The organism is Leptolyngbya sp. UWPOB_LEPTO1, assembly GCF_017302695.1.
GTDB lineage: Bacteria > Cyanobacteriota > Cyanobacteriia > Leptolyngbyales > Leptolyngbyaceae > Leptolyngbya > Leptolyngbya boryana.
On sequence record NZ_JAFLCJ010000004.1, the window covers coordinates 309,499 to 332,209 of the forward strand.

Consider the following 22,711-nt stretch of genomic DNA (forward strand, 5'->3'; position numbering starts at 1 on the left):
AATGGTGAGGATTACGAATCCGCCTCTCTGCTCGTCATCCGTCCCGTCATTTCGGTCGGCTGAACCCGATAGACCTTAATGGCTTCAGCCCTACCTTGAGCATCGATCCAAGTGCGATTGATTGCAGGCGATAGGCTAGAATTCCGTGCCTTGGCGAGATGCATAACCTGATCGATATCGGATTGCTCTGTCAGACGCTCCGCTTCACCTGTGACGATCGCACTTCGCCAATGTTCTAGATCCTGAACTTCTTCAACCTGCAAACATAGCGCAGGATTTGCATCTAGATCATGCGTCTTCATACCTTCGGTTGTAAACAGGTAAATCGCTGAGTCTTTGAGATAATACTGCATCGGAAGAACGTAGGGTCTTCCTTCATGAATACAGCCTAAATGACCATATCCGACTTTTTCTAAAAGTTCAAAAATGTCTTTTGAATTCATTTCATCAATATCTATCATCGTAATTATCCTCGTGTAATCAACAAAGCTCCGTCTGAAGCTTGAGGCGCTCCTTTTAGAATTTGCGCACACTATTCAGACTAGATGGCAAACTTGAGGAACTTGTGAAGATGCTATGGCTTGGGCGGTGCAAGCATTTTTTCATCCTCGAAATTTTGTCGATTGGGTCGCTTGTTTCCCCCATTTTGCCTGACCTAGCTGTTAGCGCTCTAGGTTAGAGTTGATCTGCCAAATACGTTCTAGAAATTCTCGATCGGCTTCTAGCTGTTCTACTTCACGCTGATCCCGACGATGTACAACACTCGCAATTAAGAAAAATATGAAAAATACTAAGAAAAAGCTCCCTGCAACTGCGGTAGAATCAACCGGGGTAGGAAGTTGCGATACAAATCGAGCTTCTGCTTGGATAGTAGGGTAAAAATGAGTCATTGTATATACAGCCCCTTCTTGTTCTAGTTTAACGAATCGAGAAAAATAAGACACCAATCGGGATCGAGGCAGAAGTCACAGCTTGAGTGAGGGGAGCCAACAAAACGACAAATTGTCACGATTTTTGAACTTCTTCAAGCACAGATCAGATTCCTCGAAACACTTCTTTTCATCGAGCTTCTACAGAGTTCACTTTAATCCAGCAAGTTGAGGAACTCGTGAGGATGAATAATAAATCGTTTGCACAAGTTCCTCATTTTTTGAACCCTCGACATCCAGTTTTGCTGACTTCTTGCCAAGCCCGAGTGAGATGGATTGCTCAATTTATCTGCATTGCAAGCATCTAAAGGTTTTCTGATTCTGATGGTGCAGATGGTGCAGTTAAATGACTCGCTAAGGATTGGATCTCGGTTCGTAGCGCTGCAATCTCCACGTGTAAAGCTTGAATTGATTTTGTCCCGGCAATCTCGGCGGCATCATCTTCAGCATCTCGATCGACAAAAAAAGTTGCGATCGTAGCTGTGACATATCCAAACACTGCAAAACCATAGACTGCTAGGACAAAGCACAGAATTCGTCCTTCTGGCGATCGCGGAAAGTAATCTGATCCCATGGTCGTTAAGAGCATTGCCGTCCACCATAAGGCAGTTCCGTAATTCTGTAATCCATTTGGCACTTCTCGCTCAAATGCGTACATTCCCGCAGCACCTACTAAGATTACGATCGCGGTTGAAGCAATAACATAACCAAATCCGCGTCGTTGAAAGCTAGTACTCAGTGATTTCATGCCGCGATTAGTGCGTGTCATAATGCCTAGCAATCGGATTCCCCGCGCTGCTCGTACTACTCGAAAGACTCGCAAAATTCGTAGCGCTGGCAATGCGAGTGAGCAGACGGTTAACCAATTCTGTCGAAGATAGACGCGCTTATACGGTGCGATCGCAAACTCTAATAGAAAATTGAAGATAAAGAGCAACCAAATCGTAGTCCCCGCGACATCTAGAAATGGATTCAGTCCCACAATAAGTTCTACAACAAACAAGGCTAGCCAAACAAAGCTCAGGACTAACATTGGAATGTCGAGCCATTCTTCGAGTTGTTGTAAAATCTCGTTCCGGGCTTGAGAGAGGGAGTGTTGATGATGATTCATACGACTGCCAATGTTACTGGTACGCTGCTTGCAACTTTGCTCTCACTGATGAGAGAGGCTTACTACTCTATGTTGCAATAACAGGTCTTTCATCTGGCGTAGGCAGTAACATGCCAAACCACAAGAACACCCAAACTTTCTACAAAATAACTCCCGGCGGCAATGGCACAATCCCCGGTACTTCTCCTCCTAGCATTGCTGACTGATAATCAATCATCGTTGCCCCATGCTCTCGAAACACCGCTAACAACGATCGCTCAGCCCTGCGAGGTAACATCGTCCGCCAAGTCCTCAACGCTTCCAATACATTCCCCAACCCATTAAAGCGATCGCGATCTTGCACTGCCACTCGATCATTCTCACCCCGCCAACTCCGAGGCACATATCCCATTGGAAATAGCACATTGTTTTCAACCCGTTCTAAGAGCGATCGCAACCCTGCAAACCGCCGCGCATGATAGTCATTCGGATTGGCAACGAGCCAAGCACTTACCGCCGGATCATTGACCACTTGATCGCGAAACTTGCGAATTGCACCAAACAACGCCTGATTAGAATCTCGCACACAAGAAGTTGAGGGAGTCACAACCGAAGCTCCGTTCCCATCTCCCGATCGATATCTTGTCTCCATATAAGCTAACTCTCGCTTAATCAAATTCAACGGATTAAACGTGTAACTTCCCATCTTGTACGCAACCAATTCCGGCATTCTCACCAACACATCCGACACCGGAATCGTATACATCCAACCCCGCTGCAAACTGCCCATATAACAATGCCAACTCTGTGCTCCAGACACGATCGACAATGGACTATGTGCATAAACCTGTCGATAAATTAACCGAAACCGCAACGCCCCAGTAAACTCATCCGGCAGCAGCTTCGCAAACCCAAACGAGAAGTGCCCTGTCACGATCGGTATCTTATTCGCCCGCGCCCCTCCTCGCCACCCAAACGTATGCAGCACCAAAGCTTCATCCCCACGCTGCCATAACTCTCTCGTTCGCCGCTCAAGTAAACTCACTGTTCTCTGAGTCGGTGGAACGACCTGTCCATTATTGTCTACTAGCGTCGAATTCACTTGATGTAGTGGCATCTGCTTCCACTTGTCTCGATCGACATAGTTCTGTGTTTCCTCCCGTCCAATCACCATCTGCTCTGGTGGCAATCGCAGAATCTCAGCAGGTTCCAATGCCTGCACCATAAACTTTCCATCACGACCTCTTGCACCATAGATGTACCAGCCATTTGCATTCAGAGGCAACTTCTCAATATTCACGATCGAGCTTTGCTCCAAATTAAACTTCGGATTCAGAGTCCCGGATGCAGGCAAACTCACAATCTCTTCCGCACCTTCAAACCGACGACTCGTACGATCGTAATGTCGCACCCGATAGTCTTTCCCACCCACAGGCGCAACAAACTGCACAAACCCGCGTGCGATCCCCTCAATCTGAATCGGTTCATCATTAATCCGAATAATCCAACTTTCTGCTTCTCGATCGACAGAAACGACATCTAGTTCTACCTGCATCTCATCTTCTGTCCTCGCTCCAGCCAGCGACTCCAAAGGACTAACCTGCTGCCATCCATCTAATCGAACCGGATGAAGATTACCTTTCGCCTGACTATCGCGCGTAATTTGATCAAATCGCAGATCACGCGTTGCTTTCGCGAGCCAAGGCTGATGAATCGAATCTCGATGCCACGTCAACCAAACTTGCTGACCTTTCAGGTGAGCATGGCTCGCTGGCGCATTTTGAATTTCAATCAACACGCCTCCATCCTGCCGCCGTTGCTGAGCTTGCGGCAAAATTAGTCGTCCCGTCCAAGGCGCGATCGGCAAATAATAACCATTTAGATTCGAGATCGTGAGCTTTTCCATGTTGAGTTACTTCTGATTCTGAAATGATTCGGACAATTCAAGACAATGCAGCCTATCTCAACGTCTAAAAAGTTAGGCTATCAAATCGCCCAGAATTGCGACATCGGAAGCAACAAAGCGTTCTGACAAAACAAGAAAGCCCATCACGTCCAGGTTGGACAACAGCTTCACTCCTCTCAATTACGGCAACTGAGTTGCAATCGTCTCTCTTCTTCAACGCTAATTGGAACAGAAAGTCAATCGAGCAGTCTTCAGCTCTAGTACCTCTTAAACCCTGGACGCTTGCATATTTCAAAATTTCCTCTACAACAAAATTAGATTAAATCTATAGGGAGATATCTCAATATTGGTCAATTATTGGCATTACAATGCTTTGGACATATACACAGATTGAATCGTGAGTGAATCGTGTCGATTCAGTCTCAATTGACGAATTTTTCTAGTCTTGAGCTTGCGCGATCGCATTGTCTAGCCTCTGCGATCGTGGCAAAGACGATCTGCTTATCTTTACAAGAGTATTGTGCCGAATGGAAACCGTGATCGAAAAGTCTGAATTTGTGCTGACCCCGTACATGAAAAGCAACGACTGGCGAGCAACCTTCCAGATTCTCAACACCGTTGTTCCTTATTGCCTGCTGTGGTTTCTCACGGTCAAAGCCGCCGCCATTTCCGTCTGGCTTCTTCCACCACTCATCGTCCTGATGACGCTATTTTCGCTGCGCTGCTTCTCTTTGATGCACGACTGCGGACATTACTCACTGTTTCGATCGAAACAAATCAACCGCATTGTCGGATTCCTGCTGGGGATCATCAATGCGATCCCGCAATATGCCTGGTCAAGAGATCATGCCTACCATCACAAAACCAATGGCGATTGGGAACGCTATCGTGGCGTAGCAGACTTCCTCTCTACCACCGAATTCGCCCAACTCACGCCATCACAGCAAAAGACTTACGAAATTCTTCGCCATCCCCTCATGGCTTTGCCCGGCGGTTTCTTCTACCTGGCTCTCCAACCTCGCCTATCCCTAATCGCCGGAATCTACGGCTTTATTGTCCATGCTGCTACCTGCTTAAGCACAAATCCGCGCATCCATCTATCAGAGATTCTCTCAACTCATCAATCAAAGCATTGGAAGTCATCTACCGAATTTTGGGATCTCTTGCTGAACAATGTTTGTGTGATCAGCAGTTGGATCATTCTTAGCTCTCTACTCGGAGCAAGCTTCTTTTTTAGTATCTACTCCAGTGTTCTCACCTTATCGGCGATGATTTTCATCTGGATTTTCTTCATGCAGCACATCTTTGAAGGCTCCTATGCGCATACAACAGAAGGCTGGAACTATATTACTGGAGCGATCGAAGGCAGTAGCTACTTACAACTTCACCCCATTCTCAAATGGTTCACAGCCAATATTGGTTACCACAACATCCATCATCTTTCCGAGCGGATCCCAAACTACCATTTAGAAGCCTGCCACAATCAAAACATCCATCTGCTCTCCAAGGTCAAAACGCTAACCATCGATAGGATGTTTACCTGTGCAAAGTTCATTCTCTGGGATCCCGACTCAAACTCTTTAGTCTCGATCGCATCTTTCCGCCAATCTCAGGCAATCCGCTTAGTCCAGACGGGCATCCCATCTCAACTCAAGTCTTAGTTCCACGTCTCACTCCTCACACTCTATCTTCTAATTCTGCCGACGGGATCAAGCCACTGTAAAACCACCTGCTCTAACTGTCGTAACTCTCGATATACCTCTTGTCTCATCCACTGCCCGATCGCATCAATCGGCGTGAATGATCCCCCAACCTGCCACTTGACATCCGGACCAAGGGGAGTCACATGCGTCCCTTTCAACCGCCGTGTCGCAATCATGCCTGGAAAACTCTCTTCTAACAACTGCGCCAACCCCAACGATTGATCGATCGAATCATCCGCAAACTTAATCAACAAATTTCGTCGAACTGCGTAGCGATCGCGAATCAGTACATTCGTCTCGACAGGTGACGGAGTAAACTCGACGGCTACTCCTTGCGGCTTGAAAAACTGTGAAAACTGCTCAACCAAAGGCACCGCATCCCGTGCCGCATAGTTATTAAACGAAATCAGCACATTCCCTGCTCGTTCTACCGCAAACAGACTGCCAATCAACAGATGCAACTTGCACCCCATACTGTGCCCAATCCCATAAATGGGTAAATATCGCACTGAGACACGCGATCGCACATTTTCCATTGCCCGTTCAAAACTGACTAAAACTGACTTGGCAATTTCCGTATGATCAAACGTATTCACAAACGGAGTTGCCACGACCAAGTATCCCTGCTCGCCTAAAAACTCTAACAATCGCCGATACGTTAACTGCGGAGCCGTCGCCACAAACGCCCCACCTAAAAAATGAACGATCGCGATCGGACGATCCGGAATCAAAACCCAATTCCCCGAAATTTCCTGCCAATCCATGAGCAATCTGCACGCGCGAAGGGTATCTATAAGTCAATTCTATTGGATTCGTAGAGAGGAGGGAGCGAGGAATAAAGGAGTCTTCCCACTTCCTCAGCGGCAATTGCGTCCATTTAGGTTCGGTTCTACGATCTACCCTAAGTCCGAAAAACCGATACTCTCTAAATAAGTCGCCGTCAACAGTCGTGATATGTCTGAGTGGATCTTCCCAACGTTAAGCGAACTTCTGTCTCGTGAAGTTCCAGAATCGTCTCACCCTCCCAGTGCAGCCCTGCGACAAATCAAAGCAGAGCGCGAATGGTTTAGCGCGATCGCGGCTCTAGAATCCCTTCTCTCATCTACTGAAGGCGTACTCTTCTCCGCCCCTCTACCGATTCTCAGCCAGCCAGAAAGCTTTCCCAATATCACCACCTACTCCTTCACCCCGAACGCTCTATTTTCAGGGTTTTCCTTCCAGCTTCCCTCTGCAAACGGTGAAACTTCAGAGTGTGAAACCAATACCCTCGGTCTTTTTCCCGGCGATGCACTTGCCGCCGAAGCCTTCTGCCTTGCCCTGACCTCAAAATTCAGTCTTCTCATGGTGCTCGGCGAAGACCGTGCCAAAAATCCTGCCTTTTTCTTCTCATTCGACCCCGAAGAGATCACTAAAGCTTGGCAAGTTCTGCGCCTGCGTGTTGTCTTGATGAATCCTGGACATTTGCAAAAGCTCGATCGTCTTTACGCAACCTTCCCCCCGATCGCACCTAACTACAAACTGATTACTCAATTCAGCCATGCGCTGCTCAGTCATCTGCCTGACCCGATCGCTGAATCTGAGAAACGTACCATTCGCGATCCTAGACCCTTACAAACGCCGACTGCTGATGTCCTAAAAAGCGCGGATGTAGAACTGCTGCAAGCGATCGCGCATGAAGTCCGCACGCCTCTGACAACAATCCGGACGCTAACTCGCCTCCTGCTCAAACGCCGCGATCTGCCAGCGGATGCCGTCAAACGGCTTGAAATGATCGATCGCGAATGCAGTGAACAGATTGATCGCTTTGGCTTAATCTTTCGCGCCGTCGAGCTTGAAACCTCAGCTACAAAAGTCTCCTCGCTCGCCACAACTTCTCTCGAAGAAGTCTTAGAGCAGAGCATTCCACGCTGGCAAAAACAGGCAAACCAGCGCAACCTCACACTGGATGTCATCTTGCCGCAGCACATTCCATCGGTCATGAGCGATCCGACGATGCTCGATCAAGCATTATCGAGTCTGATTGAGCGATCGGCACGTAGTCTGCCCGCAGGCAGTTCAATTCAAGTCGAAGTTTCGCTCGCAGGACATCAACTCAAACTTCAACTTCAGGCGCAAAAAGATGATCTCCCCCATGACACGCACCAGATGCCACTGCTCAAATCTCTCGGTCAAGTGCTTGTCTTTCAACCTGAAACCGGAAGTCTCAGTCTCAATCTCAATGTAACTAAGAATATTTTTCAGGCATTAGGCGGAAAGCTGATCGTTCGAGAACGACCCGAACAAGGCGAAATTTACACGCTCTTTCTCCCGCTAGAACCGAGCAAAAATGCGTCTGGAATGATCGTTTAACTCAACCCGTTTGCGTTTCAAAATTGGTAATCTCGTTCTGAACAGCAGCGTTGAGTGACTAAGCTAAGCGATATCTTACGCTTCTCAATGCTTATGCTGCAACATCTTGTCAATTCAACGCTGCTTGGGTGTCTCATGCTGACGAGTTCTGGCGTTGCGATGCACTCCACAGTGGCATCAGCACCCATCATCGATTCATAATTCAATTCACCCGACCCGAAGACGATCGCCGAACAAGTTCGCCAAGATGCGATCGCGAAAGAGAAACTCGATCAAACTGCAAAAGCCAGGATTGAGCGAGTCGGACGAGAAATCTGGATGTACAATCCTGTGCCCTATTGGAAGGTGACGATCGCAGATCAGCGTCAAACGCTCGTTTATCTCACAACTCAAGAAGGTAGGTTCAGAGTCTTAATGTCTCGAAATGGACAACCCACCCATCCCGTTGGAAAACCGGCTCAAGAAATTGCTCCTGCTGAGATGAGGACTACAGCCTTAAACAGCGCGATCGCGCAGTGGGACTATCCAGCAAAACACCTACCTCAAATTCTTTCAGAGAAAGTGACTTGGACAAGTGGTTGTGAAAATGTTTCGGCTCCCTTTGCCTGTGATCCAGTCTTACACCAAGGCTGGAAAATCACGATGCTACGACAAAACGCTCGATGGGTGTTTCGGGGCGAAACTGCACAAGATCTGCAACTCATCGAACGCACGTCAGGAGTTGAACAACGCTTACCCGCTAACGTGCGGGATGAGATCAAGCGCATTGCAGGCAATCACTTTCAACTTTCACCCTCTGTCGTGTTGATTACAAACATTGATCTCCAAACTTTTTCAGATAGCGGCCTCGGTCTAGGAGATTTAGCAGAAACCTGTGTGCGTCAAGATCTCAAAGGATATCGCGTGACCGTCACAGGTCAAAAAAATCAACAGCAAATTTATCGCATTAGCAATAATACAAAATTTCGCAGGACTGAAGCGATCGCAGGTTTGCCTACTCGCACCGATGAATTACCCACAGCGATCGCTCGCAAAGTGTTCAGCACTGCTCAGAAAGACTTGCAGCGACCCATTGCAAGCCTCAAAATCACGCAAGTTGCTCCTACTTTCAACTGTTTCCGCTCTCCGACCGATCCCCCAAACACACCCTGCCTGCCCACAAAATCGATGAATGGCTGGAAAGTCACTGTGACAAACAACCAGAAATCACTCACCTACACGCTTAGTCTCAACGGCAGCATTCTCGGCAAGCACTAAATCTTTCTCGCTCGCTTAATCCATTTTTAATGAGAAGTATTTGCAAATAATATGCAATTCGGGTATGTTTGATTTCAGGAGCTATTGCATATTATTAGCAATAACCTAGGACGCATTCTCCGTAAAACCATGACTCAAGACCAGCGATCGACAGAATTTTGCTTTTCGGGTAAGTTTCTCGGCTACGTCTTCAAAGATGGCTACAAAATCAAGCGCCTCAACCTTGCCACTGAAAATGGTGAATATTCCATCAAAATGACTAAACTTGCCCGAGCAACCCTCGGTCAAACGCTCTTACCCGGTGATCAAATTCAAGTCGGCGGCTGGCAAAAATACGATCGTTCCGAAAACGCCTTCAAGTTCAAAGCCTATTGGATCAAACCTGTAAACTCGGTCGCTCAACTCGAACTTCCGGCTCCTCAAGCCTCAAGCCCCAAACCCAAAAAACAATCGATTCTCGTCTGCCAGAAATCAAGCTGTATGAAACGAGGCGGCAAAGCGATCTGCGGCGCGATCGAGCAAGCTTTAAGCGATCGAGGACTCGAAGATCAAGTCACCCTCAAGGGTACGGGCTGCATGAAAGCCTGCGGCAAAGTCCCCGTCGTGCTCGACAAGACTCGCTACACCAAACTCAATCCCAAAGATGTGGCGACGCTCATCGATGAACATTTCGCCCCGGCAATTGAACCCACACAGCCTGAAATTAACCCGATCGCTCCTCAACGAGAGATTGAAGTCCTGCCAATTTCAGCCTAAAAATACTCGTTTTATCTTTAACCGGATTCGCTGCCTCACATTTAGCGAATCCGTTTTTTTACAGATCTCAAGGCTCGACAATCACCGGAGTCCCGATCGACACTTTCTCAAACAGCGCGACCACATCTTTATTCTTCATCCGAATACATCCATGCGACACTGCCTGTCCAATCAACTCAGGCTGATTCGTTCCATGAAATCCTAGCTGCGTCTTGCCATCCGTCCAAAACCCAATCCATCTCACACCTAATGGATTGTCCGCACCCGGCCGAATCACATTTCCCGTCTTAAAATTCTTAAAAACCGGATTCACTTCCTTGGAAAATACCTGATATTGTCCTGGCGGAGTCTCCCATCCTTTTTTGCCAACCGCGATCGCAAAACTCGCAGTAATCACATTTCCCTCATAGACATAAACTCGGCGCGCTTTCGTCCGCACGACTACTCGCATCAAACTCGGCTGCGGCTCAGACAGCACAATCTCTGCCGTCTCTCTCCAATCCGCCCGTACTGGAGTCATATCGGCAATTGCGCCACCGATTGTTAGGGAACTGATTAACACCAAAATCCATTTCATATCACACTACTTTCACGCTTCTTAAGATAATTCCTGCAAACTTCACTAAAATAATCAAGCTGCGATCGCACTGCATCTCATCATCAGCCGGAAACCCCGATGGATGAGTAGCAAGATAGAATAAATCCAGCAAACCTTCTTTTGCAGTGAAAGGTTAGAGAAACGAATGGGTAGAGTCGTTGGAATTGACCTCGGTACAACTAATTCAGTCGTGGCAGTCATGGAAGGCGGAAAACCCGTCGTCATTGCCAACGCCGAAGGAATGCGAACCACCCCCTCCGTTGTGGGTGTCAGCAAAGAAGGGGAACGCCTCGTCGGTCAACTTGCCCGTCGCCAAGCCGTTCTCGACCCCCAAAACACCTTTTTTGGGGTCAAACGCTTTATGGGACGAAGATATGCCGAACTCAACCCCGAATCCAAACGAGTTCCCTACACCATTCGCAAAGACGAATCGGGCAATATCAAACTGAAATGCCCCAGACTTGAGCGCGATTTCGCCCCTGAAGAAATCTCTGCCCAAATCCTCAAAAAACTTGCCGACGAAGCAGGGCGCTACTTGGGCGAAAAAGTCACCGGCGCAGTCATCACCGTTCCCGCCTATTTCAACGACTCCCAACGTCAAGCGACCCGCGATGCCGGAAGAATTGCAGGCTTAGAAGTCAAACGAATTCTCAACGAACCGACTGCCGCTTCTCTCGCTTACGGTCTCGATCGCGTTCAAAGTGAAACGATTCTCGTCTTTGACCTCGGCGGCGGAACGTTTGACGTATCGATTCTCGACGTGGGCGATGGCGTATTTGAAGTCAAATCGACCAGTGGCGACACTGAACTCGGCGGCGGCGAATTCGACAAAAAGATCGTCGATTGGCTCGCCGAACAATTTTTAGAACAAGAAGGCATCGATCTCCGTAAAGAACGTCAATCCTTGCAACGTCTGACTGAAGCAGCCGAAAAAGCCAAAATCGAGCTTTCGGGTGTAGGCGTCACAGAAATCAACCTCCCCTTCATTGCAGCCGATCAAAACGGACCCAAACACTTAGAAACTCGCTTAACGCGATCGCAATTTGAAAGCCTCTGCGGCGATCTGCTCTCTCGTCTGAGAGAACCGCTCCGCAATGCCTTCCGCGACGCAGGACTGTCTCCTCGCGACATTGATGAAGTCGTGCTGGTCGGTGGCGCAACGCGAATGCCGATGGTTCAAGAAGTTGTACGATCGCTGATTAACCTCGAACCGAATCAAAACGTCAACCCCGATGAAGTCGTTGCAGTTGGCGCAGCAATTCAAGCTGGAATTCTCGCAGGCGAACTCAAAGATATCCTGCTCTTAGATGTCACTCCGCTCTCGGTTGGTTTAGAAACGATCGGCGGAATTATGAAAAAACTCATTCCCCGTGGCACAACAATTCCGACTCGTCGATCGGATACGTTTTCAACCTCTGAGGACAATCAAACGGTCGTTGAAGTTCACGTGCTTCAAGGTGAACGCGACATGGCATCCGGCAACAAATCGCTGGGTCGCTTTAAACTCATGGGCATTCCCCCCGCACCTCGTGGGATACCGCAAATTCAAGTTGCTTTCGATATCGATGCCAACGGAATTCTTCAAGTGACTGCGATGGATCGCACCACTGGACGCGAACAAAGTATCACGATTCAAGGCGCTTCCACTTTAAGCGATGAAGAGATCAAGCAAATGATCCGCAACGCTGAAGAATTTGCCCAAGTTGATGAACTTCGCAAACAAAAAGTGGAAAAGCGCAACCGCGCCGAGGCGATGACTTTCCAAGCCGAGCGGCAACTGCGAGAAGCCACACTCGATTTCGGCTATCAATTTGTCACGCCATATCGCAACCGGATCGAACCCCTAGTGCAACGTCTACGGCAAGCGCTTGCCAATAATGACGATCGCGGAGTCGATATTGCAGAAGCCGATCTCAAAGATGCCATCTACGATCTCAACCGCGAAATTTACCAGCAAAACAAAATCGAAGAAGGCGAAGGCGGCATTCTGCAATCGATCAAAGACTTCTTCCTCGAAGACGATGACGACTATTACTACGACAATCGCCGCGACTACTACGATTCTTCTCGTCGAGATGACTATTGGAGCGGTGGACGCAGCGGCTATGCCCTAAATCCGTCGCGCGAACCTGAAATCTATCCCCGCCGAGACGATTATCGCGATCCGTACAGCGCAAATCCACCGCGCAACAATGCCGATTTCACCACTCCACCCCGTCGTAATCCTGACGCATATGGCAGTGGTTCTGATTACAATCCGCCACGCCGTAAACCAGATCCTTACAGCGGGTCTGACGATTACAACCCACCGCGTCGTAACCCAGATCCTTATGGCGGCTCCGACGATTACAATCCACCGCGCCGCAATCCAGATCCTTATAGCGATCGCACATCCACCCCGCCGCCGCGTCGTAACCCAGATCCTTACGGTAGCCAAAGCTCTGGCGATTCTGAGTATTACGATTATGGAACTCCGCCCCGACGCGAGAATTACGACAAACCAACGAATCCGCCGCGTCGTGATGATTACGAAGACGATTATTACAACGATCGTCAATCTCGTCGTGACGATACCCCGCGCAAACGTCCCAACCGCCCTGATTATCGCCAAGATAACTGGGACGATGAAGACGACTGGCTGTAAGAGAGAACTAGAGGAGAGCCAGACTGCTCTGATTTCTCAAAACAGTGTTACACTCTACTCCCTAAGCCGCTTTCCTAGCCGTTCTTTTCTATGCAAAGTTTCCGCAATTATTACGAGATTTTGGGCGTTAACAATAGCGCACCTGCTGAAGACATCAAACGTGCTTACCGTCGCTTAGCACGCCAGTATCACCCTGATCTCAATCCCGGAAACAAGACAGCAGAAGAGAAATTTAAAGCCCTCAGCGAAGCGTATGGTGTCCTTTCTGACCCTCAAAAGCGCGCCAAATACGACGAGTTTGGCGGCTTCTGGAAACAGCGGGGTTTCCAAAACGGTCAAAAAGGACGGAGCAATGAATCTAGCTACAGCAAATGGAAAGATTTCCATGAATTCTTTGATGAAGTCTTGAGCCAGCGCACGCCAAACCCTGAACCGATGTTTGAGGAGATTCCCATTCAGCGACCTCCTCGTACGGCTTCTCCACCTCCCCGAAGAGAACCCGACCCATTCCGCCCGGGTACGGTGAAAGAAAGCTATACCGTTAAAAAACCAACTCCACGAGATGCAGAGGCGCGTTTGACAGTTCCGCTCGAAAAAGCCTATGCCGGAGGACGAGAGCGAATTCGACTCGAAGATGGTCGATCGTTAGAAGTCAACATGCCCAAACATATGGTGACCGGTCAAAAAATCCGCCTGCGTGACCAAGGCGTGAATGGCGGCGATCTGTATCTCAAAATCGAAGTGCTTCCCCATCCATTTTTCAAACTCGATGGCTCAGATATTAGTTGCCTTCTTCCCATTACGCCCAGTGAGGCGGTGTTAGGCGCACCTGTGGAAGTTCCAACCTTAGACGGACTGGTGAAAATGAATATTCCTCCAGGAGTCCGTTCTGGTCAAAAACTTCGTTTAGCCAATAAAGGATATCCAGATTTGAACGGCGATCGCGGGGATCAGATCGTTGAACTCACGATCGTCATTCCCAAAGAACTCAGCGATCAAGAACGCGAACTCTACGAAAAGCTCCGTCAAATCGAGCAATTCAATCCTCGAAAAAATCTTCCTGTATAACTCAAGAACTCCGAGTTTTTTGAAAAACTCGGAGTTCTCACCTTACAACAAATCTTGTTCTACTCTTCTGGAATAACCCATTGCGGCGGCGCAGACATCCGCTCCATCGCTTTTTTCCGTACTGCCTCTTCCGCAATTTCCAACATCTTATCCAACGGAGTATCACTAATAAACTGACTCGCTTGCTGTGTATACTCGCGATTCGGACATTTATCTCCTAAAACGCAGCCGTTTTGGCACATCTCGGCACAATTAATTTCTGTACTTTCCGTCATAGTCTCTCCAGAGTCTTGTTATATGAGTTCTCCTAGGACACATCTAGCCCTTTGTTATTCTAACGAGCATCTGCAACCTCTTCCTCTAACTCCCCAGCTTAAATGCCTCGAGAAATAGGCTATACATTACCCCAATCTTTAGGGAATTCAGAACATCCGCAATCAACGATCGCCGATACCGTTCACTCCCGCCATAAGCAAGCCAGCTAATCACTTCTATCACGAGCACAATAACAGCGGCTGCAACAATATCCAACTCAGCCTGCTGCCCTGCAGTCGTTGAGATTGCGCTTCCCAGAAAAAATCCCAACAGCCAACTAATCAACAGCAGCGAAATCCGTCGCCAAGGATTTTGAAAGGTTTGATTTAGCTGTGCGGCGGTTGTATTGACGATCGTACTAAGTCGAGTATTCTGCATCGCATCTGCCCAAAATTTAGCGTGAAAGATATTAGACCGATCTCCGAATCAAGCGATCGACCTCGATTTCTACATCCAAAAAAGCCAACGGTCGAATCTTGCCTGCAATCAATTTCTGCTCGGATCGATAATCACCCTCAACTGGATCGCGGTAAACAATCAATTCCATCTGCTTCAAGTTCACCACCCAATACTCTCGAATTTCGGCTGCTGCATAGATTTTCCGCTTGGATTCCGTATCTTTATTCAAGCTTGAATTTGAGTATTCAATCACCCAAAAGATATTTTCTGGATAGGGATGATGCTGAAAATAGATCTCTTCATCCGCATCTACGATCGCAATATCGGGTTCGGGTTCGGACGCACTTTCAGGAATTGTGATCGGCTTGCCTTCTCGAATAAAGGCGCGTTCTCCCAGCAGCTTTCTAATATAGTTCGCTCCACTACTGCTCAAACTTGCATGAGGCAGTCCTTCAGGCGACATCGTGATTAATTCTCCATTCAACAGCTCCACAGGCTGATCGTCGAAAATGCCTGCTTCTACGGCTTGATGATAGCGATCGAGCGTCCAGCGATAAGTAGTAACCGTCATCGAGATCAGTCTCCTGCCTTGACCTACTGCAATTTTACCGTCCAAACCCCGCAGATTCCCCACCTTATGACTTTCCCACCCTCCACAGTTCACCGTAAACGCACGGAGGTACATCTAGATCTTGCAGGCATATTGGTTGAAGTTTTCAGCTTCAGTCGCATCCTAGGAGAACCACCAATGACGAGCAGCGCCGCATCCCCAGACCAACTTGAGAAGATTCGGCAGCAGTTTGAATTTGAACCTTATCCGCGCATCCCGATCGAAACTTCGCCCCAAGGCAATGCAAATCTGCTGTTTATTCACAATCTAATGACAGCATTCTATCGAAGAGATCGAACGATGATCGATCCCTCAACGGCTTGCATTTTAGATGCAGGATGTGGAAGTGGCAGTAAATGCCTGTCTCTAGCGTTAGCAAATCCAGGAGCAAAGATTGTTGGAGTCGATCTCTCTGAGAAATCGATCGAGCTTGCCCGGAAGCGCCTCGCGTATCACGGCATTGAGAACGCCGAATTTCATGTCCTCTCGATTGAGGAACTCCCCCAGCTTGGCATGGAATTTGATTACATCAACTGTGATGAAGTCCTCTACTTATTTCCCGATATTGCAGATGGACTCAGAGCAATGAAGTCTGTGCTGAAACCACGCGGCATCATTCGCAGCAATCTCCATAGCGAGCTTCAACGGTTTATGTACTTTCGAGCGCAAAAGCTATTTAAATTAATGGGGCTAATGGAAAACAACCCAGAAGATTTAGAGATTGAAATTGCACTCGAAACCCTAAAAGCTCTCAAACCAGAGGTTTCACTCAAGACAACGCTTCGCCATAACCCAGAGGGCGACGGGCGGAACGAATGGGTGTTAATGAATCTGCTTTTCCAAGAAGACAAGGGTTACACCATTCCAGACTTATTTGATGGATTGCAGCGCGCTGATCTCGGCTTCATTAGCATGGTGAACTGGCAGCAATGGAATTTGACCACTCTTTTTCAAGAACCAGATAATCTTCCCCCTTTCTTAGCTATGGGTTTGCCGGGATGCTCTATTGAACAACAACTTCATCTATATGAGCTTTTTCATGCAAGACATCGATTATTAGACTTCTGGTGTAGTCATGCCAATTCAACAATACCCAAACTTCCGATCGCAGAATGGGACATCACTCACTGGAAAGAATCGACCCTTCACCTTCACCCCCAACTCAAAACTTCAGAAGTTCGCGAAAGCTTAGAACAATGCATCGAGCAACAAGCTCCATTTTTAATCACACGCTACCTGACTGCCTCAGTACCCGACGGAGAGAGCTTATTTATTGATGGTGCGATCGTTGCTGCATTATTACCCCTTTGGGACAGCCCTCAGCCCTTTACAGCCGTGCTCGATCGCTATTTGAAAGTTAGACCCGTTCATCCTGTAACGCTAGAAGCAACTTCAGTAGAAACTGCAATTGAACAGCTGCAACAGATTATTCAGCAACTTGAATCCTATCTATACCTGCTATTGGACTCGCCCAATTGAAATAGAAGATCTTTTTGGCAGGTGATATGAAACTTGAAACTGTTGGGCAAGTTAGATTCAGGCGTTAGAAGTTCAAACAAACCGCACCTTAAAAGGAGAAACCTTTCTCATGAAATCCGAACTCAAAGCAAAATTCTTGACCCACTTGCTCTCCAAAAAGAAAGACGGTGGTTTCACCCTGATTGAATTGCTCGTTGTAATCATCATCATCGGCATTCTCTCAGCGATCGCGCTTCCTTCCTTCTTGAACCAAGCAAACAAAGGTAAGCAATCCGAAGCTAAAACCTACGTTGGTACTCTGGTTCGGACTCAGCAGGCATTCTACTTGGAGAAAAGCGCATTTGCAACTGACTTAACCAAGCTGTCGAAGCCCATTGCTTCCGAAACTGAAAACTATCTCTACGCAACTGGCGGCGGCACTACCACCACCAGCTTGAGCACTGGAACTTCCAAAAAAGATCCGCTCCGCTCCTATGGTGGCACCGTATTTGTAGAAACTGATGCTACCACCAGCGAAACTAACACGACCGCAGTACTCTGTGAAAGCGACGCGCCTACCAAAACCGCTTTGGCAGCCGCTACTAACGTAACAACTTGTGCAGCTGGCTCTTCCGTCATCAAGTAATTTAGCTTAGCGCTGAAATTACTCAAATGCAAAGTGGGTAGATTCTCTCTATCCACTTTGCATTTTTTAGATCATGATCTGCCTGATTCCCCATCACTGTTAAATAGACTGAGAGACAACTTATGACAATCTTTATGCCCCCCGCTAGTTTGTCGCAAGATTGGCAGCAGCAAGCCAAGTTTTACATTGAGCAAGGCAGATTTGCTCAAGCCGCAGAGCTGTATGAGAAAGCGATAGAAATAGAGCCTGCTCAATATTCATACTACTGGCAATTAGGATTGCTGCTGCTGCTACAAGAGCAAGAGCAAGAAGCACAAACGACTTGGTTATTCGCACTATCAGAGATCGATGCAAACCAAATCGATGCAGCGATTGCAGAATTAAGTGAGATTTTACACCTTGAAGCGGAGCGACGTGTAGAGAAGCAAGAACAGACTACAGCTTGGGCAATTCGACAGCACTTACGAGAAATCTGCCCAACCAATATCACTAACCTACTAAGCCTTGTTTCACTCTCGATCGATCTCGAACTTCTCACCGATTCAACCTTTGAGGAAATTGGACTGATTCAGCAACTGACAGATCCGACAGAAGAAATTCCACTTCAATATCTTCTCAATGTCTTTCAGAAGTTGCTACAGACTGCCCCTGCTTCTCCATCACTGATCAAATTTGCTGAGGTTGCGACCGTTCTTTTGCAAGATACGATTGGTCTAGTCGATGCTATCTTATCGGGAATACTCCGATTTGGCTTTAGTCATCGTAATAGTAAATTCGCGATCGAACTTGCCGAATGCGCGTTAAAAATTAATCCCGATCACACTGAAATTCTAGGATTAGTTGCCTCTCTACATCAAATCGCGGGCAATTATGACAAAGGAATTGAGATTGCGCGGCGGCGATACGAGCTTTCCCACACTCTCCCTGAACAGATCTACTCCAACAACTTGCTTCTGCGGGGATTTCTTGAAACAGGAGGGCGATGGCAAGAAGCTGTAGAAACCGCTCAGCATCACAGAGAATTACTTGCAGCCATTGTCAAACAGCAGCCAGAAAACCTCGGATCAACTTATCTAACACGATTGCTGAATTCAGGATACTATCTTGTCTACCTTCAGGATCAACCGAAACAGTGGCGAACTCTCGAAAATCAAGTTCTAGAATTTGCCCAGACAGAACTTCAACGTCACGCAACGGAAAACGGAAAGCAATACATCCATCAAAAACGAGATCGAACAAACAAGCCTCTCAAAATTGGTTATCTCTCTCACTGCATGGCAACCCACTCAGTCGGATGGCTAGCCCGCTGGCTATTTCAACATCATGATCATAACCAGTTTGAAATCTATGGCTATTTTCTCGGCTATCGAGAAGTATATGATCCATTACAAACCTGGTATGTTGATGCCGTTGACCACGCGTATAAATTCAATGCAGGCGGTGCTGATACTCATCTAGAAATTGCTGATCAGATTTACCGTGATGAGATTGACATTCTCATTGATCTCGATAGCATCACTTTAGATATTAGCTGCCAAGTCTTATGTCTCAAGCCTGCTCCTATTCAAGTCACTTGGCTCGGTTGGGATGCGTCTGGGCTTCCAGCGATCGATTATTTCATTGCTGACCCCTATGTCCTGCCGAATGATGCACAGAGCTACTACAGTGAGAAAATCTGGCGCTTACCTCAAACCTATATTGCAGTCGATGGCTTTGAAGTCGATCCCCCGACTTTGCGCCGCGAAGATTTAGATATTCCTGAAGATGCAATTGTCTATCTCAGTGCTCAACGCGGCTATAAACGGCATCAAGATCATGCTAGAACTCAGTTACAGATCATCAAGCAAGTTCCCAATAGCTATTTCTTAATCAAAGGAATCGCTGATACGGCTTCAGTTCAAGACTTTTTCTATAAACTTGCTGAAGAAGAGGGTGTATCGCGAGACCAGCTTCGGTTCTTAGAAGGTGATCCGTCTTGCCAATCGCATCGGGCGAATTTGCAAATCGCGGATATTGTTCTTGATACGTTTCCCTACAACGGCGCAACGACAACTCTAGAAACGCTTTGGATGGGCATTCCAATCGTAACTCGCGTGGGTGAGCAATTTGCCGCTCGCAATAGCTACGGCATGATGATGAATGTTGGAGTCACTGAAGGCATCGCTTTTAGCGATCGCGAGTATATTGAATGGGGAATTCGCTTAGGCACAGATGCCGCTTTGAGACAAAGTGTCATCTCTAAGCTACATCAAGCGAAACGAACTGCTCCTTTGTGGAATGGTAAGCAGTTTGCCCGCGAAATGGAAGGCGCTTATCAAGCGATGTGGGGAACTTATCTAGAAAGCTAGTCTTTCTGGATGAACCACTGGCAACGGAGCATCCCGTTCTTTGTTTTCCCACCCGAAAAAACAAGATACCGCTTGTTTAGGTGACGAAACCTTTCAAGATTAGAAGGCAACGCTCAAATTGATAGCATAACGATTTGAGCGTTGCCTTCAGCTAAACGAAGGCTTCCGTTTAAATTACTAATTTTGCGCATTGACACAAAACTATTTATAAACTCTGAACTTTTACAAAAGGCTTCAGTTCGGCAATCAGAGTTCTTGCCTCTTCCGTCTGCTCTAATCCTGAAATTTGCTCCAAGCTTTCAAGAATATCAGTTGCAAAGTTGTAGCCGCTGCCATGCTGCAAGGTTAAAGTTTTTAAAAGTTCCAATGAATAATCTACTAACTCAAGCGCATCCGCAATGCAAGCTAGCTTAAAAGCTTGTTCAGGAAATTGAAAGCTATCATCTGCATTTTGCTGAAGATCACGTAAATAGATTGCATCTCCCCAAAGCGGCTGTCCAGGGCGATTTACCGATTGAATCATCGATCGAGGACGACGAGCAACCGTGACATCAAATAGCGAAAATCCTTGTTCTCTAAGGTAGAGATCAACATCCGCGAACAGAGGTTGTCCAATGTACAAAGGCGCATACTCAATCTCAACCTGAATCGCTAAAACACTACTGCTTAAAAGATGCTTCGCTCCTTTAAGAACCTGAAGATCTGCTCCTTGAACATCAATTTGTAAAAAATCAATGCCACCGATTTCTTCTGAAGCACAGAACTCGTCCAGGCTCACAGTTTCTACTTGAGCCATGCGATTCAATGCCATCACCGATAAACTTGCGAATTTTTTTAGAAAAGCCTCGTTTGGTGGATAAAGCGAACTACACATTGGATGCTGAGTAATATACAAAGTTGCCGCTTCAGATTTTTCAGCGATCGCAACTGGGAGATGGAACTCGTTCCAATCCGCATTTTTCGCTTCAAATTGCTGATTCGCAGCATCACAAGCATCTGGATCTGCATCAAACCCGTAGATCGTTAATCCTGGGGCAAAAATCTGCCAAGCCTCACCATAATCATCTGCCATGGAAATTTTACGCGAACCAACATTGCAGATCGTCATATCAAGGCGCGCTAAGTGACCGCTTTCTTTCAGTTTCGGTAGAAAAAATGGCATGTTGGACTCCTTCCGTATTTGTATCAGCCTTTTCAAAAAAGTGATTCTACTGGCTGACTTAGCGATATAAAGAATTAGCGTTTAGCGATTTCTCAAACTGAAACTGATTTACCGCGACATTCTTCGTTTTTATTAAAGCTTGCTTCCTCTAATTTGCACCACAAGTTTAAACAGAAGCAGAGAGACAATCGAAATAATGTGTAGGAGACCCATCGTATGGATTCGATTAAATTACATCTTGGCGGAAAAGAGGTTCATTCAGACTGGAAAATTTTTGATATCGAAGCTCGCCCAGAAGTTGATTTTATTGGAGACGCAGGCGATCTGAGCCAGTTTGCAGACAACTCGATCGAAGCAATTTATGCAAGCCACATCCTAGAGCATTTTCACCATAGCTTGAACAATGAATTGATTAGAACATTGACAGAATGGCATCGTGTGCTCAAACCCGGTGGACAACTGATGGTCAGTGTTCCGAACCTACAGATTCTTTGCTGGTTATATCTCAATCCAAATCTTTCTATCTACGATCGCCATCATCTGATGAGAATCATGTATGGTGGGCAGACCAATCCGTATGATATTCATCGAGCCGGATTTGATCCAGACACATTAGCAGCATTTCTACAAGAAGTCGGGTTTGTCGATTGTACTTGTGTTGAAGAGTTTGGCTTGTTCAATGACTGTAGTACGATACGTTTACTTGGCACTCTCATCAGTGTCAACATGATTGCAACGAAATCCGTTAAGCCAAATGAGCAGAGAGAAGCACTCTAAACTGTTTTGAAGCGATCTCACTACGTTAGATCGCTTCAAGCTTAACAACTACAAACTTGCTGTTTTCCCCGTTTCCGCTTGTGATTGTACCGGCTTCACATCGGTGTAACCCATCTCGCTTGCTAGCTCTCTCAATAGCGAGATCTGCTGCTCAAACTCAAACGATTCGAGTCGTCTCAACAAGTTTGTAATCTTGTCCGACGCAGAATACTCAGCAGGCATTCCCACAACAGATTCTCCCATCGCGACCGCCCACACATACCAAACGAGTAACTGATTATTCTCCTTCAGAGCACCATAAGCGCGCGAATATTCACTATCTGTACGATTAGCAATATCGCGCATCACTTGCAGTTGATCCTGATGCGACAAATTATAAAAATCTCCCAGCAGCATTGGTGCTAATTCAGGCTCAGCCGCTTGCGGAGCCGCAGGTGTAATCGAGTCACCCATCTTTTCATAAACGTAATAAAGCAACGCCAATTTATCATCCACTTGAAGCTGGTTAAAGTCTGAAATGGCGCTGGTAATTGCATCTCCTAAATACTCAGACGGATCAACGTTCTGACTTGCTGACTGAGGCATTCAATACTCTCCTATAGTAATTCGATCTACAACAAGAGGTATCAGGCTTTACGATTCCAAGTCTCCCCTCTAAAGACCGACTTTCAAGATCTGCCTTTCGATCGTTTAAGC

At 47.0% G+C, this 22,711-nt stretch carries 22 protein-coding genes; 11 read left to right on the forward strand and 11 right to left on the reverse strand.

Translation table 11 applies throughout. The features are described 5' to 3' along the window. Positions 1 to 11: 11 nt before the first annotated feature. The 4 genes from J0L70_RS08975 to J0L70_RS08990 form a co-directional block, all read right to left on the reverse strand. Complete coding sequence (locus J0L70_RS08975; protein ID WP_017290045.1) at positions 12 to 461, reverse strand: pyridoxamine 5'-phosphate oxidase family protein; 450 nt, start codon at positions 459 to 461, stop codon at positions 12 to 14. A gap of 201 nt (positions 462 to 662) precedes the next feature. Next, on the reverse strand, positions 663 to 890 hold the full coding sequence (locus tag J0L70_RS08980) for a hypothetical protein (protein ID WP_190653079.1): 228 nt from the start codon (positions 888 to 890) through the stop codon (positions 663 to 665). A 343-nt stretch (positions 891 to 1,233) separates the two neighbouring features. Beyond that, positions 1,234 to 2,040: a potassium channel family protein gene (locus tag J0L70_RS08985; protein ID WP_017290048.1), complete on the reverse strand. Its 807-nt coding sequence runs from the start codon at positions 2,038 to 2,040 to the stop codon at positions 1,234 to 1,236. 139 nt (positions 2,041 to 2,179) lie between these two features. Further along, positions 2,180 to 3,925, reverse strand: coding sequence for a hypothetical protein (locus J0L70_RS08990; RefSeq protein ID WP_287454129.1), 1,746 nt, complete (start codon positions 3,923 to 3,925; stop codon positions 2,180 to 2,182). Positions 3,926 to 4,333: 408 nt separating this feature from the next. On the opposite strand from J0L70_RS08990, the gene J0L70_RS08995 reads away from it, so the two are divergent. After that, complete coding sequence (locus J0L70_RS08995) at positions 4,334 to 4,465, forward strand: hypothetical protein (protein WP_268181085.1); 132 nt, start codon at positions 4,334 to 4,336, stop codon at positions 4,463 to 4,465. Next, positions 4,453 to 5,586 (forward strand): fatty acid desaturase, encoded by a 1,134-nt coding sequence (locus tag J0L70_RS09000; RefSeq protein WP_287454130.1) that lies wholly within the window; start codon positions 4,453 to 4,455, stop codon positions 5,584 to 5,586. The genes J0L70_RS08995 and J0L70_RS09000 overlap by 13 nt, the downstream gene beginning before the upstream one ends. A 23-nt stretch (positions 5,587 to 5,609) precedes the next feature. Here the strand turns inward: J0L70_RS09000 and J0L70_RS09005 are convergent, their stop codons facing one another. Beyond that, a complete protein-coding gene (locus tag J0L70_RS09005; protein ID WP_190653076.1) occupies positions 5,610 to 6,392 on the reverse strand; it encodes a DUF1350 family protein in 783 nt (260 codons plus the stop codon). Positions 6,393 to 6,582: 190 nt separating this feature from the next. Here J0L70_RS09005 and J0L70_RS09010 point away from each other — a divergent pair, with 190 nt between their 5' ends. The 3 genes from J0L70_RS09010 (at position 6,583) to J0L70_RS09020 (ending at position 9,990) form a co-directional block, all read left to right on the forward strand. After that, positions 6,583 to 7,977, forward strand: coding sequence for a sensor histidine kinase (locus J0L70_RS09010; RefSeq protein ID WP_017290053.1), 1,395 nt, complete (start codon positions 6,583 to 6,585; stop codon positions 7,975 to 7,977). 318 nt (positions 7,978 to 8,295) lie between these two features. Beyond that, on the forward strand, positions 8,296 to 9,234 hold the full coding sequence (locus J0L70_RS09015; RefSeq protein ID WP_287454131.1) for a hypothetical protein: 939 nt from the start codon (positions 8,296 to 8,298) through the stop codon (positions 9,232 to 9,234). Between the two features lie 129 nt (positions 9,235 to 9,363). Beyond that, entirely contained in the window at positions 9,364 to 9,990 is a 627-nt protein-coding gene (locus J0L70_RS09020; RefSeq protein ID WP_017290055.1) for a (2Fe-2S) ferredoxin domain-containing protein, read from the forward strand. Between the two features lie 67 nt (positions 9,991 to 10,057). On the opposite strand, the gene J0L70_RS09025 is transcribed toward J0L70_RS09020, so the two are convergent. After that, positions 10,058 to 10,567, reverse strand: a complete 510-nt coding sequence (locus J0L70_RS09025; protein ID WP_287454132.1) for a L,D-transpeptidase — start codon at positions 10,565 to 10,567, stop codon at positions 10,058 to 10,060. A gap of 166 nt (positions 10,568 to 10,733) precedes the next feature. On the opposite strand from J0L70_RS09025, the gene dnaK reads away from it, so the two are divergent. After that, entirely contained in the window at positions 10,734 to 13,232 is a 2,499-nt protein-coding gene (dnaK, locus tag J0L70_RS09030) for a molecular chaperone DnaK (protein WP_287454133.1), read from the forward strand. A gap of 90 nt (positions 13,233 to 13,322) precedes the next feature. Continuing rightward, positions 13,323 to 14,300 carry a DnaJ C-terminal domain-containing protein gene (locus J0L70_RS09035; protein ID WP_287454134.1) on the forward strand — a complete coding sequence of 326 codons (978 nt, stop codon included), beginning with the start codon at positions 13,323 to 13,325 and terminating at the stop codon, positions 14,298 to 14,300. Between the two features lie 59 nt (positions 14,301 to 14,359). On the opposite strand, the gene J0L70_RS09040 is transcribed toward J0L70_RS09035, so the two are convergent. From J0L70_RS09040 to J0L70_RS09050, 3 genes are all read right to left on the reverse strand, one after another. After that, positions 14,360 to 14,575, reverse strand: coding sequence for a hypothetical protein (locus J0L70_RS09040; protein ID WP_017290059.1), 216 nt, complete (start codon positions 14,573 to 14,575; stop codon positions 14,360 to 14,362). Between the two features lie 85 nt (positions 14,576 to 14,660). Beyond that, a complete protein-coding gene (locus J0L70_RS09045) occupies positions 14,661 to 14,993 on the reverse strand; it encodes a DUF565 domain-containing protein (RefSeq protein WP_017290060.1) in 333 nt (110 codons plus the stop codon). A gap of 31 nt (positions 14,994 to 15,024) precedes the next feature. Then, positions 15,025 to 15,585, reverse strand: a complete 561-nt coding sequence (locus J0L70_RS09050) for a Uma2 family endonuclease (RefSeq protein WP_287454135.1) — start codon at positions 15,583 to 15,585, stop codon at positions 15,025 to 15,027. Positions 15,586 to 15,762: 177 nt separating this feature from the next. Between J0L70_RS09050 and J0L70_RS09055 the strand changes: the two genes are divergently transcribed. The 3 genes from J0L70_RS09055 to J0L70_RS09065 all read left to right on the forward strand — a co-directional run bounded on the left by J0L70_RS09055 (position 15,763) and on the right by J0L70_RS09065 (position 20,076). Next, positions 15,763 to 17,103 carry a class I SAM-dependent methyltransferase gene (locus J0L70_RS09055; protein WP_287454136.1) on the forward strand — a complete coding sequence of 447 codons (1,341 nt, stop codon included), beginning with the start codon at positions 15,763 to 15,765 and terminating at the stop codon, positions 17,101 to 17,103. Positions 17,104 to 17,212: 109 nt separating this feature from the next. Then, on the forward strand, positions 17,213 to 17,728 hold the full coding sequence (locus J0L70_RS09060) for a type IV pilin-like G/H family protein (RefSeq protein ID WP_017290063.1): 516 nt from the start codon (positions 17,213 to 17,215) through the stop codon (positions 17,726 to 17,728). A 122-nt stretch (positions 17,729 to 17,850) separates the two neighbouring features. Beyond that, on the forward strand, positions 17,851 to 20,076 hold the full coding sequence (locus J0L70_RS09065; RefSeq protein ID WP_287454137.1) for an O-linked N-acetylglucosamine transferase, SPINDLY family protein: 2,226 nt from the start codon (positions 17,851 to 17,853) through the stop codon (positions 20,074 to 20,076). 205 nt (positions 20,077 to 20,281) lie between these two features. Here J0L70_RS09065 and J0L70_RS09070 read toward each other — a convergent pair whose 3' ends face one another. Continuing rightward, entirely contained in the window at positions 20,282 to 21,238 is a 957-nt protein-coding gene (locus tag J0L70_RS09070; protein ID WP_287454138.1) for an FkbM family methyltransferase, read from the reverse strand. Positions 21,239 to 21,454: 216 nt separating this feature from the next. On the opposite strand from J0L70_RS09070, the gene J0L70_RS09075 reads away from it, so the two are divergent. Beyond that, complete coding sequence (locus J0L70_RS09075) at positions 21,455 to 22,015, forward strand: class I SAM-dependent methyltransferase (protein WP_190653066.1); 561 nt, start codon at positions 21,455 to 21,457, stop codon at positions 22,013 to 22,015. Positions 22,016 to 22,063: 48 nt separating this feature from the next. Here the strand turns inward: J0L70_RS09075 and J0L70_RS09080 are convergent, their stop codons facing one another. After that, the gene (locus J0L70_RS09080; protein ID WP_017290067.1) at positions 22,064 to 22,600 is read right to left on the reverse strand and encodes an orange carotenoid protein N-terminal domain-containing protein; all 537 of its coding nucleotides are present in this window, start codon (positions 22,598 to 22,600) and stop codon (positions 22,064 to 22,066) included. Positions 22,601 to 22,711 lie beyond the last annotated feature (111 nt).

Coding starts and splice junctions, on each gene's coding strand:
- J0L70_RS08975 (WP_017290045.1), bottom strand. CDS start 461: ATGATAGATATTGATGAAATGAATTCAAAAGACATTTTTGAACTTTTA.
- J0L70_RS09070 (WP_287454138.1), bottom strand. CDS start 21,238: ATGCCATTTTTTCTACCGAAACTGAAAGAAAGCGGTCACTTAGCGCGC.
- J0L70_RS09080 (WP_017290067.1), bottom strand. CDS start 22,600: ATGCCTCAGTCAGCAAGTCAGAACGTTGATCCGTCTGAGTATTTAGGA.
- J0L70_RS09060 (WP_017290063.1), top strand. CDS start 17,213: ATGAAATCCGAACTCAAAGCAAAATTCTTGACCCACTTGCTCTCCAAA.
- J0L70_RS09015 (WP_287454131.1), top strand. CDS start 8,296: ATGTACAATCCTGTGCCCTATTGGAAGGTGACGATCGCAGATCAGCGT.
- J0L70_RS09045 (WP_017290060.1), bottom strand. CDS start 14,993: ATGCAGAATACTCGACTTAGTACGATCGTCAATACAACCGCCGCACAG.
- J0L70_RS09000 (WP_287454130.1), top strand. CDS start 4,453: ATGGAAACCGTGATCGAAAAGTCTGAATTTGTGCTGACCCCGTACATG.
- J0L70_RS09005 (WP_190653076.1), bottom strand. CDS start 6,392: ATGGATTGGCAGGAAATTTCGGGGAATTGGGTTTTGATTCCGGATCGT.
- J0L70_RS09025 (WP_287454132.1), bottom strand. CDS start 10,567: ATGAAATGGATTTTGGTGTTAATCAGTTCCCTAACAATCGGTGGCGCA.
- dnaK (WP_287454133.1), top strand. CDS start 10,734: ATGGGTAGAGTCGTTGGAATTGACCTCGGTACAACTAATTCAGTCGTG.
- J0L70_RS08990 (WP_287454129.1), bottom strand. CDS start 3,925: ATGGAAAAGCTCACGATCTCGAATCTAAATGGTTATTATTTGCCGATC.
- J0L70_RS08980 (WP_190653079.1), bottom strand. CDS start 890: ATGACTCATTTTTACCCTACTATCCAAGCAGAAGCTCGATTTGTATCG.
- J0L70_RS09055 (WP_287454136.1), top strand. CDS start 15,763: ATGACGAGCAGCGCCGCATCCCCAGACCAACTTGAGAAGATTCGGCAG.
- J0L70_RS09065 (WP_287454137.1), top strand. CDS start 17,851: ATGACAATCTTTATGCCCCCCGCTAGTTTGTCGCAAGATTGGCAGCAG.
- J0L70_RS09035 (WP_287454134.1), top strand. CDS start 13,323: ATGCAAAGTTTCCGCAATTATTACGAGATTTTGGGCGTTAACAATAGC.
- J0L70_RS09010 (WP_017290053.1), top strand. CDS start 6,583: ATGTCTGAGTGGATCTTCCCAACGTTAAGCGAACTTCTGTCTCGTGAA.
- J0L70_RS09020 (WP_017290055.1), top strand. CDS start 9,364: ATGACTCAAGACCAGCGATCGACAGAATTTTGCTTTTCGGGTAAGTTT.
- J0L70_RS09050 (WP_287454135.1), bottom strand. CDS start 15,585: ATGACGGTTACTACTTATCGCTGGACGCTCGATCGCTATCATCAAGCC.
- J0L70_RS08985 (WP_017290048.1), bottom strand. CDS start 2,040: ATGAATCATCATCAACACTCCCTCTCTCAAGCCCGGAACGAGATTTTA.
- J0L70_RS09075 (WP_190653066.1), top strand. CDS start 21,455: ATGGATTCGATTAAATTACATCTTGGCGGAAAAGAGGTTCATTCAGAC.
- J0L70_RS09040 (WP_017290059.1), bottom strand. CDS start 14,575: ATGACGGAAAGTACAGAAATTAATTGTGCCGAGATGTGCCAAAACGGC.